We start from the raw sequence: 12472 nt of genomic DNA, 5'->3' as shown, positions 1-12472 counted from the left end.
CTGACGGTACCGAGTGCGGCGGCGGTTCGCGCGCTGTTCGCGCTCATCCGCCGGACGCGAGCGTCAGCGCAACGGCTCGAGGGCCTTCGCCAGCGGCTCCAGCACGGCCGGGGTGTGCGGCGGCGGCAGGTACACGATCGCCAGGTCGAGGCCCACTTCGCCGAGTGCCTCGGCCTCCGCGGCGACCTTGGCGTAGTCGGTGTCCGGGCCGAGGCGGACGTGCGAGGAGAGGGTGATCTCACCCGGGTCGCGGCCGATGTCCGCGCAGTGGCGGTGCAGCACGTCGCGCTTGTGGGTGAACTCCTCGGGCGTGCCGCCGACGAAGTTCCAGTGCTGGGCGTACTTCGCGGCGGTGCGCAGGGTGCGCTTCTCGCCGCTGCCGCCGATGCAGATGGGCGGGTGCGGCTTCTGCACGCCCTTCGGCTCGTTACGCGCGTCGGTCAGCTGGTAGTACTGCCCCTGGAAGTTCGTGGTCTCCTGGGTCAGCAGCCCGATGAGCGCTTCGCAGCCTTCCTCGAAGCGGTCGCTGCGCTCCTTGACCGTGCCGAGCTCCATGCCGTACGCGCCGGACTCCTCTTCGTTCCAGCCGGCGCCGATGCCGATCTCCAGCCGTCCGCCCGAGACGATGTCGAGCGTCGCGGCCATGTTCGCGAGCAGCGCCGGGTGCCGGTAGTGGATCCCGCTGACCAGCGTGCCCAGCCGGAGCCGTTTCGTGGCCTGCGCGAGCGCGGTGAGCGTGACCCACCCTTCCAGGCACGGACCGGTCGAATCGGAAAAGATGGGATAGAAGTGGTCGAAGGTCCAGCCGGACTCGAACAGCTCGATCTCGTCGGCGGCCTGCCACACGGCGAGCATGTCCGCCCACTCGGTGTTCTGGGGCGAGGTCTTGATGGCGAATCGCATGATCACGAGCGTAACCCTGGAGTTCCTCCAGGGCCTTCGGGAAACCACGGCCGACCGCACGGTTCTTGTCGGACCCCGTCGCTAGGCTCGCTCGCGTGAACACCGGGGACGCCGGATACGGCGACATCGCCAGGGCCATGGCCGAAGCACTGCGCGCGGGCGCGGGCGAGCTGTGGACGTCCGCCACCCTGCAACTGCGCCACACCGGGGGTTCCGTTTCGTGCACCGCCTGGAGTGACGTGCGGGAGCACCTGCGCGTCGACTACGTGCAGATCGCCCGGACTCTGTTCGACCGGCCGCCGGTGGCGCTCGAAGTCCGGCTCGGCGCCGAGGGCGAATACACGTTCACCGCCCGGGAGGACGTCGCGGCCGTGTCACCCGGGCGGCTGGTGTTCGACGAGGAGTTCCGCTACGCCCGGCACCCGCGGCCCGGCCTGCCCCGGCCCGCGGCCGCCGAGCCGACGGGAGCGCCCACCGATCCGGCCGTGCTCGCCGAGGTCACCCGGCTCGCCGGGGAGTTCACCGCGCTCTACGCCGGGATCAAGGGCGGTCTCCCGCCGCTGCCGCCCGGCCGCACCGAGGCCGACCTGGCGGCCGCCGAGGCCCGGATCGGCGTGCGGCTGCCCGAAGACCTGCGCGCGCTGTACCTGCTGGCGGACGGCGACCCGGAGGACGCCGGCCTGCTCGGCCCCTACTCCCCCGAGCCCCTCGCCAGGCTGGTCGGCAACTACGAGGAGGGCGAACCGGGTTCGTACGGCTGGGAAGACGCGCCGGACGACGACGGCGTCGTGTTCGAGACCGTGCCGTTCGGGCACGTGAAACGCTTGTCCCGCAACGACTGGTGGGTCACCTTCGGCAGCGACCGCGGGGGCAACTACGTGGCGGTGGACCTCGATCCGGCGGAGCGGGGCCGGTCCGGCCAGGTCCTCGAGTACGGCCGGGACATCTACGGCCCGCTGCGGTACGTGGCGGGCTCGGTCACCGCCATGCTCACCGAGGTCGTCGAGGCCCTGCGGGCGGGGAAGTACGAGGACGCCGACGAGCAGTACCTGATCGCCGAGACCGGCCTGCGCGACGCCGACGAGCGTTCCTACAGCGAGGTCGTCTCGCACGCGGCCGACCTCGACCTGCCCACCGTGGTGGCGGAACTCCCCGGCCGGGAGCTGGTCCAGGAGGTCTACCTCAACGACCCCGCCGACGTCGACCTGGCGCTGTTCGAGCCGCTGACCGCACTGCGGTTGCTCAAGGTCAACCGCGCGGCGGTGGTGACCCCGGCGCTCGGCGGGCTCGAGGTGCTGGAGTCGCTGCAGATCAGCACCGCCCGGCGCGTCGAGCTCGGCGCCCTCGCCGGGCACCCCGCGCTGTGGGACCTGCAGCTGAAGGACGTCGGCGAGCCGCTCGACCTCGCCGTGCTGGGCACCCTGCCCCGCCTGACCCGGCTCAACCTCGCCGGCTCGGCGGTCCCGGACCTGGGCCAGGTCTGCGACCTGCCCGGCCTGCGCGTGCTCGAGCTGGACGGCGGCCAGGTGCGCCGCCTGCTCGGCACCGGCCGCCTGCTGCCGCCGCTCGCCGCGCTCTTCGTCACCGGGCGGACGACCCTGCGGGAGATGGCCGGCCTGCGGGACGCCTTCACCGGCGGCGACCCGCAGGACACGGCCATCGAGATTTCCGCTGTCCTGTAACGAAACTGTTCTGAGTTCAGCCTCAGCTGTGCGACACGGTCAGGCCGTAGAACGCGACGCGCGCGCCCTTCGTCGTGCTGTCCGAAGAGGACTGGTTGTACGAGCCGGCCTTGAAGTACTGCTTGTACTGGTTGAACGACGAAGGAATGCTGTAGTGCGTGGTGGTGCCGTTCACCGTGAGGTTGATGGTGTTGCCGCCGGAGATCCCGATCGTGTAGGTCCAGGTCTTCCCGATCGCGACGTGGCCGACCGTGTGCGGGGTCTGGCCGCCGTCGGGCGAGTTTTCGGTGCCCAGCACGATGTCGCCGTTGCTGTGGTAGTACAGCTCCAGCAGTGGCTTCGTCGACGAGCCGCCGGTGCCGAGGTGGACCTGGCCGACGCAGACGTTGGACGTCACCGACACCACGCGCAGGGTCGCGCTCAGCTTGTGCGTGCCGCTCAACGACCAATTCGCCGCGGAGCCGCTCTTGTTCATCTCGCGCAGTTCGGAGCGCGCGTAATTGGAGTTGGGCGTGGTGACGCCTTTCTCCGGCGCCCAGAATGTCATCGCGCCGTCACGCGTGTCGGTGTAGAAGTACGAGTCCTGGAATCCGCTGGCGCCCTGCAGCCGCGATGACGAGATCGTCGTCGGCGAGCCCGGTGATCCCACCGGTTCCTGCAGCTGCCAGACCGAGAGATCGAAGTTGCCACCGGGGGCGACTCCGGGGTTGGCCATGGGGGCCATGGCGATTCCGCTGACCTCGGCACTGGGGAATGCCTCGGCGGAAATCGCGGTCCCGGTCAGCAATGCCGGGATCGCGAGAAAGGTGAGCATTGCGCGCACACGCATGGTGGCGTCCTTTCACGGCAAGAAGCGAAGCGGGGAGAGGACTTCGCTCTCTCATCGGTTTCACATATGTGTTTGTTCACGTATGTGAATAAATGAGTTTCCGAAAAGCGAGTAACGATGAAGGAGATTAAGTTCGGTGTTGCTCGCTGTCAAGGAGGGGTTCACATTGAGTGGGACACTCACTTCCCGCGGTGGACGCAGTGCGGGCCGGTGCGCGGCAGGGCGACGCGGGCGCGGAAGGCCCGCGCCACCGGGCCGTCCGGCGCCGGCGCGCTCCAGGCGTAGCCGGGGGCGCGCACGAGGGACGCGCGGACGAGGGTGCGGCCGTACCCGAGACGGCGGTGCCCGGCCTCGACGTGGACGTAGTCCAGTGTGGCCGTTCGGCACGCCGCGCAGGACGTGAGCGACGCGGTGCCGGTGGTCAGGCCGTCCAGCCGCAGCTCGATCTTCCCCGTCGCCGACCCCGCGGCCGGCGGGACCGCGACGAGGACAAGACCGTCCGGCGGCACCGCGCCCGGCGGGTGCTGGACCTGGACGTCGAGGTGCGCCCACTCGGCCAGCCGCCGTTCCGCCGCGTCGCCGGCCTCCTGCTTGCGGCAGGTCTCGCAGAGCGTGGTGTGCAGCCGGTAGCGAGGACTGTGGCTCTTGATCATCCCGAAGAGCGCGAGGAAGTGGCCGCGCAGGCACACCACCGGCGGGGCCTCGGCCGCCGGGCGGATCGGAAGGAGGTCGCCGTACTCCCCTCGTGCTCCCGACGCCGGGCCGCCGACCGTCGCCCGGCTCACCGGAAGTCACGCGACGGCCCGGTCGCCATCGACAGGTCGAGCCGCTCCAGCCGGTCCGCGACGAGCGTGACGACTCCCTCGGCCGCCTGCACCTGGCCGCGGACCAGCAGCGCGGCGCTCGTGCGGGCGACGAGCCGCTGCCGGTTCCAGAGTCCGGGTGAGACGAGGACGTTGGCCATGCCGGTCTCGTCTTCGATGTTGAAGAACGTGATCCCGCCCGCCGTCGCCGGGCGCTGCCGGTGGGTCACCGCTCCCCCGATCCACACGCGCGTCCCGTCCGCCGCCCGCGCCAGGTCGGCGACCGTCAGCGCACCGCGCTTCTCGAGGTATGCACGCAGGTACTGCACGGGGTGGCTGTCCGGCGAGACCCCGGCGGCCCACAGGTCGGCCGCGGTGACCTCGAACCGCGTCATCCCGGGCAGGGCGGGCGCGTCCAGTCCGGGCGCGAGGCCGGGCAGGTGCCCGGGCCGGGTCGCGGCGGCGGCCCCCGCGGCCCACAGGGCCCGGCGCCGGTCGGTGCCGAACGCCCCGGCCGTGGCCAGGGCTTCGACGGCGGCCTTCTTCAGCGGGACACGGCGGGTGAGGTCACCGACGTCCGCGTACGGGCCGTGCGCGTCGCGCTCGGCGACGATCGCCGCGGCCGGATCGTCGCCGAGGTGCCGGACCGCGGCGAGGCCGAGGCGCAGCGCGACCCCGCCGGTGCTGCCGGGTTCGGGTTCGAGGGTGGCGTGGGCGAGACTGGCGTTGATGTCGGGTTCCCGCACCAGAACGCCGTGACGGCGGGCGTCGGCGACCAGGGACTGCGGGCTGTAGAACCCCATCGGCTGCGCGCGCAGCAGCCCGGCGCAGAACGCGGCCGGGTAGTAGAGCTTGAACCACGCGCTCGCGTACACGAGGTGCGCGAAGGACATCGAGTGCGCTTCGGGGAAGCCGTAGCCGGAGAACGCGTGGATCTGCTCGAAGATCCGCGTCGCCAGCTCCCGGTCCAGGCCGTTGGCGGCGCAGCCGTCGAAGAACCGCGCCATCAGCGCGCGCATCCTGGCGCTGGATCGCTTGGCACCCATGGCCCGGCGCAGCTGGTCGGCCTCGGCCGGGGTGAAGCTCGCGACGTCCACGGCCATCTGCATCACCTGCTCCTGGAACAGCGGCACCCCGAGCGTCCGGTCCAGACTGGACGCCAGCAGCGGGTGCGCGTGCCGCCACTCCTCTTCACCACGGCGGCGCCGGATGTAGGGGTGCACCGAGCCGCCCTGGATCGGGCCGGGCCGGATCAGCGCGACCTCGACGACCAGGTCGTAGAACTTCCGCGGCCGCAACCGGGGCAGGGTCGCCAGCTGCGCGCGGGACTCCACTTGGAACACCCCGACGGCGTCGGCGTCACAGAGCATGTCGTAGACCTTCGGGTCGGCCAGGTCCAGGTTCCCGATGTCCACAGTGGACTCGTGGTGCTCGGCGACGAGGTCGATCATGTAGTGCAGTGCCGAGAGCATGCCGAGGCCGAGCAGGTCGAACTTGACCAGGCCGACGGTGTTGCAGTCGTCCTTGTCCCACTGCAGGATGCTGCGGTTCGCCATGGTGGCCCACTCGACCGGGACCACCTCGGACACCGGCTGCTTCGAGATCACCATGCCGCCGGAGTGGATGCCGAGGTGGCGCGGGAAGTCCTCGATCCGCGCCGCGAGGTCGAGGACGTCGCCCGGGATCTCCCCCGCGGTCTGCTGTTGCGTGGCCGTAACGCCGCCCCAGCGATCGACGAGCTTGCCGTAGGCGTCCTGCTGCCCTTGGCTGTGCCCCAGGGCTTTCGCGGCGTCGCGGATCGCGGACGGCGCGCGGTAGGTGATGACGTTCGCGACCTGCGCCGCGTGCAGCCGTCCGTGTTTGCCGTAGACGTACTGGATCGCTTCCTCGCGCCGGTCGGACTCGATGTCGATGTCGATGTCCGGCGGCCCGTCCCGCTCCGGCGCCAGGAACCGCTCGAACAGCAGGTTCCACTTCACCGGGTCCGCGTGGCAGATCCCCAGCGCGTAACAGACCGCGCTGTTGGCGGCGGATCCCCGTCCCTGGCACAGGATGTTCGCCTCCTTGCAGAACCGGACGATGTCCCACACGACGAGGAAGTAGCCGGGGAACTTCAGCTTCTCGATCAAGGCGAGTTCGTGGTCGAGCTGGGCGTAGGCCTTCGGGTTCTGGTCCCTGGTCCCGTAGCGGGTGAGCGCGCCGGCCCAGGTCAGCTCCCGCAGGAACGACATCTCGGTGTGCCCGGCCGGGACGTCGAACGGCGGCAGGTCCGGCGCGACCACCTGGAGGTCGAACGCGACCTCGACGCCGAGGACCGCGGCCCGGCCGACCGCGCCGGGGTAGCGGCGCTCGAACCGCCGCCGCTGCTCGGCACCGGACCGCAGGAACGCCTGCCCCGACGGCGGCCGCCACCCGTCCAGCTCCTCGGCCGAGCGCCGCGCCCGCACCGCGGCGACCAGCTCCGCCACGACGACGTCGTCTGGGCGCGCGTAGTGCACGTTGTTCGAGACGATCGTCGGCAGCCGCAGCTCGGCGGCCATGCCGCTCAGCAGGTCGTTGTGCACCGAATCGAACGGCAGCCGGTGGTCGATCAGCTCGACCGCGACGTTGCTCCGCCCGAACCAGCCGGCCAGCCGCGCCAGCTCGGCACGCGCGGCCGCGGGCCCGTCACCGGCGAGGGCACGGCGGACGGCGCCCTTGCGGCAGCCGCTCAGCACGACGACGTGCCCGGCCAGCTCGTCGACCAGCTCCTCGACGTCGTAGACCGGGCGGCCCTTCGCACCTCCGGCGAGCTGGGCGTGGGAGATCACCCGGCAGAGCCGGTGGTACCCGTCCTGCCGCCGGGCGATGACCAGCAGGTGCGATCCCGCCGGATCCGGCACACCCCCCTGCGGCGCCGGGAGGTCGAGGGACAGCTCGGCCCCGAACCCGACGCGCACCCCGAGCTCCCGGGCGGCGTCGTTGAACCGGACGGCGCCGTACATCCCGTCGTGGTCGGTCAGCACCAGCGCGTCGAGCTCCAGCCGCGCGGCCTGCTCGACGAGGTTCTCGGGATGGGAGGCACCGTCGAGAAAGCTGAAGTTCGAGTGGACGTGCAGCTCCGCGTACGGCGCCCGCCACCGTTCCCCGCCGTCGTCCCGGCCCCGGCGGTCCCGCAGGTCCTCGGGCGCTCCGGCGTACCCGTCCCGCTTGCGCGACCACGCGGGCGAGTCGCTGCCGTCCCCCGGGAAGGGAGCCCGCCCGGAGGCGACCCGCTCGACCTCGGACCACGGCACATTCGGGTTGTTGAACGCCAACACAGCTCCCACCGCCACGAGTTCGCTGTGGGGAAGCCAGCGACTACTGTTCGAACACACGTACGATTTCCGTAGCTGATCCTGAGACCGCCGGAGCGCGCTGTCAACTCGTCGTGACGCCGATAACTGCAGGTGAGGCACTGGACACAAGGGATGGCCGCCTCTGCTACTGCGCCGGAACCGGAGGCGGAGCGATAGGCCGGAGCTACCGTCCACAAAGCCGGCACCGCCGCACGCTTGCTCCGCGGGCACGGGGTGAATCGTCGCTCCGCAGGCGATACCGTCGGGGGTATGCAGGTCTACGTGGGGATCCTGGGCGGTGCGCTGGGGGGCATCCTCGGCGGGATCGTCACCTTCCTGGCGACTCGAACGAAGGCGCGGCTCGAGCTGTTGCAGGCACACGACCTCGTCTTGCAGACGGAGCGTCTTGCCCGTTACCAACGGCTTTTTCACCTGTCGGGACGGCTGCCCCGCTATTGGCGTCCGGGCGAGGCGCCGGGCCGACAGGACCTCGCCGCTCTCCGCCAAGATCTGCATGACTGGTATTTCGGAGAGGAAGCCGGTGGGCTGTTCCTCACGCAGCATGCCAAGACCAGTTACCTGAAGCTGCAAAATGCCCTGGTCGAGGCCATGGACGTGGGCGAGACGCCACTGTCCGACCACGAGACAAGGGCACTGCGCGACCTCGCAGGCGAACTCCGGCACCAGCTCAGCGCGGACATCGGGGCGGCCAACCCGCCGCGGGTCAAGACCAGGTACCCCGGCTCGACGCTGCCGCCACCGGAACCATACAGCTGACTGCCGAACTCCCCTCTGCGGTAAGGATTCCTGACCGGGCAGCCTCCGACTCGGAGCAGCTCAACGCACTGCGGCCGGCCGGCCGTGAAGACACTCGACCGAAAAGATCGAAGTTTTTCCAGAAGGGCTGTCGATCCCGGCTATCGTCGTTCGACGCGTGGTCGAAGGCGCCCGCAGGGGGCGGGCACGACCACCGGCTACGAGATACCGAGGACACTCCACCATGACTGAGCTCAACGCGGAAACCACCCGGCGCGCGATCGTCGAGCACACCCGGCGCCTGGCGGAATCGGCTGTCGCGGCCGGGCCGGACGCCGCCGTGCCGACGGCGCCGAAGTGGACCGTCGCCGACCTGGTCGCGCACCTGGGCCAGACCCAGCACTGGGTCGCGGAGATCATCGAACGGCGCATCACCGACCCCACGCAGCTGCCCACCGAGATGGCCGCGCCGCCGGCCGATCCCGGCGAGTGGCAGGCTTGGCTGTCGCAGTCCGCGCAGCGGGTCGCGGACGCGTGCTCCGACGACGCGCTCGTGGCGCCGGTCTTCAACGCCGCGGGTGACGCGCGGTCCGGGGCGCAGTTCTGGATGTCCAGCATGCTGAACGAGGCCGTCGTCCACGGCTTCGACGCGGCCATCGCGGCGGACCGGCCGCTCGACGTCGAAGCCGATGTCGCCGCCGCGCTCGTCAGCAACCACTTCACGATGCTGACGTCGCCCACGTGGGAGATGCAGCGGGCCGAGTCCGCACACGCCATCCGGGGCACCGGGCAGACCCTGCAGTGGCGGGCCACCGACACCGCGGACGGCGAGGGTGCCTGGTTCGTCGAACGCCGGCCGGACGGGGCGGCGTGGCAGCCGGAAACCCGGCAGGCCGACGTGACGGTGACCGGCACGGCGGGATCACTGCTTCAGATCCTGACCCGGCGTCTCCCCCTCTCCGGCAACGAAGCCGTCAGCGTCGAGGGCGACACCGGCCTCGCCCAGCACTGGATCGACAGCACCGCCCACTCCGCCGACTGACCGGGCCGGCGTTCAGGGGCGGCGGCCGCGGAAGGTGCGGCGCAGGTCGCTCACCCAGGCCTCCGGGTTCTCCCAGGGGATGAAGTGGCCGCCGCGGTCGTGGGCGGTGACGTTCACGTGGTTGAACCACCCGGCCTGCGGGCCGGCCTCGAACGCCCGGACGCGCTCCTCGGCGGTGTGGATGCCGGGCGGGTTCTCGTAGGTCACGAAGGTGAGGCCGACCGGCGCCTCCACCACCGGGGTCCGGTCGTGGGCGGGGGTCCACGGGTAGCGGTTGGCGTTGGCGTAGTACCGCAGCGACGTGGCGATGGAGTTGTTCACCCAGTAGATCGTGGCGTGGGTGAGCAGGTCGTCCTTGCTGAAGACCGACTCGACGTCACCGCCGTTGTCGCTCCAGGCGTTCCAGCGCTCCAGCAGCCAGGCGAGCAGCCCGGCGGGCGAGTCGCTCAGGCCGTGGGCCAGGGTGGCGCCGTCGAGCATGTGCACGGTGAGGTGGGACGCCGACCGGTGGTCCAGCTCGACGATCCGGGCGCGGACGTCGGCGGGCTGCTCGTCGGTGAGGGGCCGGTTCCGGGCGAAGTCCCAGGCGCGCGGGCCGGTGAAGAAGTCGAGCGGCAGCCCGGAACCGATGTGGATGCCGAACAGCTCGCCGGCGTACTTGTGGCCGAGCTGGCTGGTGACGATCCCGCCGATGTCGCAGCCCCCGGCGGCGTACCTCTCGTACCCCAGGGTCTCGGTCATCAGCGTGTGCCAGAGGTCGGCGACCTTCCAGAAGTTGACGTCCGGGAAGCCGGTGAGCGGGCCGGGGAAACCGAAACCGGGCAGGGACGGCACGAGGACGTCGAACGCGTCGGCGGGGTCACCACCGGTCGCGCCCGGGTCGGCGAGCGCATCGATCACCTTCGACCAGTGCCAGAAGGTCCACGGCCAGCCGTGGGTGAGCAGCAGCGGGATCGGGCGGGGGCCGCGGCCGGGCTTGCGCATGAAGTGCACCGGGACCCCGGCGACGCTCACCCGGTAGTGCTCGTGGGCGTTGATGGCGGCTTCGGCTTTGCGCCAGTCGTAACCGTCCCGCCAGTGGGCGACCAGCTCACCGAGGTAGCCGGCCGGGACGCCGTAGGACCAGTCCTCGTTCCCCTCGTCCAGCGGCGGCCGGGTCAGGGCGAGCCGGGCGCGCAGGTCGTCGAGCACCTCGTCGGGCACGTGGATCGGGGTGGGTTCCAGGGGGAAGGCGCGTGAGGTCGTCATCGCCGATCATTGTCGCAAACCCGCGGAAACCCGTGTTGCGCTTCAGTAAACTCGCCGGATGGGGTTCGGCGAGCGGGCACGCAGAGTGCGCAACGGCCGGCTGGCCCACGGTCAGCGGGTGGCGGCGCTGTGTTCGTGCGTGCGCCTGTATCACCCGATCGGCTACCGGGCGACGCTGAGCTTTCTCGCCGAACTGGCCGGACCGTACCAGCGGCACGAGCATGCCCTTCTGCGTGCGCTGGCGGCTTTGGAGGCGAGCCGCGCGGAGTGGCGTATCGCCGAGGCCGCCTACGCCGAATCGCGACGGAAGCAGAAGCGGCTCGGCCGCCGGGTACCGGCGTCCGACGATCCGCCGCCGAGCCGGACCGGCCACTGGTACGCGGCGGCCCCGGACCTGTCCCGCCGCGCGGCCGCGCACGCCTCGAAGCTGGTTCAACCCGCTCTCTTGGGCAGCAGTCCGACCAGCAGCAGCACCAGCACGTAGACGCCGGCGCAGATGCCGAACACCAGCTCGGCGGCGGCGAAGTACGACTGCGTCGAGGGCGTTCCGACGCGGGCGAAGAACACCGAGCCGAGGGCGGCGACGCCGAGGGCGCCGGCGAACTGCTGGGCGGCGTTGAGCACGCCCGCACCGGTACCGACCTCCTCGGGGGTGGCGTCGCCGAGGATGAAGTCGAACAGCGGGACGAACAGCAGTCCGGAGCCGACGCCCGTCACGAGCAGGGCCGGCGTCAGCTTCGCCACGGTGACGGCGTCACCCCAGTGCGCGCACGTCCACCAGAGGCCGAGCAGGCCGACGACCGCGATGGCCAGCCCGAGGTGCAGGTTGGCGCGTCCGAGCTTCTCGGCGAGCACCGCGCCGGACAGCAGGGTGGCGGCCGCGGTGCCTGCCGCCCAGGGGATCAGCGCGAAGCCGGTCTGCAGCGGCGTCCAGCCCAGGCCGGACTGGAGCAGCAGGTTGACGACCAGGACGAACGCGCTGAGCGCGGCGTAGAACCCGCCGACGATCAGCAGGCCGACGACGAAACTGCGCTTGCCGAACAGCGACCGGGTCACGACGGGGTGGTCGCTGCGGCGTTCGGACACGACGAACAGGCCGAACACCACCAGCGCGGCGGCGATCATCACGTAGGTCCACGCGGGCCAGCCCAGGTCGCGGCCCTGGATGAGCGGCACGATCAGCAGCGCCGAACCGGCGGTGAGCAGGCCCACGCCGCGGACGTCGAGGCGGGCGTTGCGGTCCTCACCGCTGTGGCGCGGCAGGACCCACCAGCCGAGGGCGGCGGCGAAGACGCCGAACGGGACGTTGATCAGGAAGATCGAGCGCCACCCGCTGCCGAACAGGTCCAGGTGCAGCAGCCACCCGGCGAGGATCGGGCCGGCCACCATGGCCAGCCCCATGATCGGGCCGAACGGCATCAGGGCCCGGCGCAGGTGCTCGGGCGGGAAGACGATCTTCACCAGGGCCAGGCCCTGCGGGATCATCACCGACCCGAACAGGCCCTGGAGCAGGCGGGCGGCGATCAGGAACCCGGCGCTGGGGGCGAGGCCGCAGGCCAGCGACGCGAGGGTGAAGCCGGCCATGCCGAGCTGGAACAGCCGCCGGCGGCCGATCAGGTCGCCGAGCCGGCCGGACGTGATCAGGCCGAGGGCGAAGGCGGCGGTGTAGGCGGACAGGACCCACTGCAGGGTCATCGGGCCGCCGCCGAGGTCGGCGCGGATCGAGGGGCCGGCGAGGTTGGCGACGCTGGTGTCGATCAGGTCCATGAGCTCGGCGACGATCACGACCACCAGGACGAGCCAGGCCTGGCCGAGAGTCAGCGGCTTAGGCGAACTAAGTTCGATAGTCACGAACTTAGTTCTAGATGACGAACTAAGTTCGTGTCAAGGTA

At 71.1% G+C, this 12472-nt stretch carries 10 protein-coding genes; 4 read left to right on the top strand and 6 right to left on the bottom strand.

Annotation, left to right across the window (positions count from 1 at the left end; translation table 11 throughout):
• Positions 1-63: 63 nt before the first annotated feature.
• A complete protein-coding gene (locus tag ACIOD2_RS43505; RefSeq protein WP_400551339.1) occupies positions 64-903 on the bottom strand; it encodes an LLM class F420-dependent oxidoreductase in 840 nt (279 codons plus the stop codon).
• 95 nt (positions 904-998) lie between these two features.
• Here ACIOD2_RS43505 and ACIOD2_RS43500 point away from each other — a divergent pair, with 95 nt between their 5' ends.
• Positions 999-2585: an SMI1/KNR4 family protein gene (locus ACIOD2_RS43500; RefSeq protein WP_400551338.1), complete on the top strand. Its 1587-nt coding sequence runs from the start codon at positions 999-1001 to the stop codon at positions 2583-2585.
• A gap of 22 nt (positions 2586-2607) precedes the next feature.
• Here ACIOD2_RS43500 and ACIOD2_RS43495 read toward each other — a convergent pair whose 3' ends face one another.
• From ACIOD2_RS43495 to ACIOD2_RS43485, 3 genes are all read right to left on the bottom strand, one after another.
• Entirely contained in the window at positions 2608-3414 is an 807-nt protein-coding gene (locus tag ACIOD2_RS43495) for a polysaccharide lyase family 7 protein (RefSeq protein WP_400551336.1), read from the bottom strand.
• A gap of 179 nt (positions 3415-3593) precedes the next feature.
• The gene (locus ACIOD2_RS43490) at positions 3594-4199 is read right to left on the bottom strand and encodes a GNAT family N-acetyltransferase (RefSeq protein WP_400551335.1); all 606 of its coding nucleotides are present in this window, start codon (positions 4197-4199) and stop codon (positions 3594-3596) included.
• On the bottom strand, positions 4196-7513 hold the full coding sequence (locus ACIOD2_RS43485; protein WP_400551621.1) for an error-prone DNA polymerase: 3318 nt from the start codon (positions 7511-7513) through the stop codon (positions 4196-4198). Before ACIOD2_RS43485 ends, ACIOD2_RS43490 begins: the two co-directional genes overlap by 4 nt.
• 291 nt (positions 7514-7804) lie before the next feature.
• On the opposite strand from ACIOD2_RS43485, the gene ACIOD2_RS43480 reads away from it, so the two are divergent.
• Positions 7805-8311, top strand: coding sequence for a hypothetical protein (locus ACIOD2_RS43480; RefSeq protein ID WP_400551333.1), 507 nt, complete (start codon positions 7805-7807; stop codon positions 8309-8311).
• A 223-nt stretch (positions 8312-8534) separates the two neighbouring features.
• Complete coding sequence (locus ACIOD2_RS43475) at positions 8535-9332, top strand: maleylpyruvate isomerase family mycothiol-dependent enzyme (RefSeq protein WP_400551332.1); 798 nt, start codon at positions 8535-8537, stop codon at positions 9330-9332.
• Positions 9333-9344: 12 nt separating this feature from the next.
• Here the strand turns inward: ACIOD2_RS43475 and ACIOD2_RS43470 are convergent, their stop codons facing one another.
• Entirely contained in the window at positions 9345-10580 is a 1236-nt protein-coding gene (locus ACIOD2_RS43470; protein ID WP_400551330.1) for an epoxide hydrolase family protein, read from the bottom strand.
• 58 nt (positions 10581-10638) lie between these two features.
• Between ACIOD2_RS43470 and ACIOD2_RS43465 the strand changes: the two genes are divergently transcribed.
• Entirely contained in the window at positions 10639-11064 is a 426-nt protein-coding gene (locus tag ACIOD2_RS43465) for a hypothetical protein (RefSeq protein WP_400551328.1), read from the top strand.
• Here ACIOD2_RS43465 and ACIOD2_RS43460 read toward each other — a convergent pair.
• Positions 11013-12431: an MFS transporter gene (locus ACIOD2_RS43460; RefSeq protein WP_400551327.1), complete on the bottom strand. Its 1419-nt coding sequence runs from the start codon at positions 12429-12431 to the stop codon at positions 11013-11015. The two genes, ACIOD2_RS43465 and ACIOD2_RS43460, sit on opposite strands and share 52 nt — an antisense overlap.
• Between the last annotated feature and the right edge of the window lie 41 nt (positions 12432-12472).

The organism is Amycolatopsis sp. NPDC088138, assembly GCF_044741685.1.
Classification (GTDB): Bacteria; Actinomycetota; Actinomycetes; order Mycobacteriales; family Pseudonocardiaceae; genus Amycolatopsis.
This window is presented reverse-complemented; position numbering and strand designations above follow the sequence as displayed.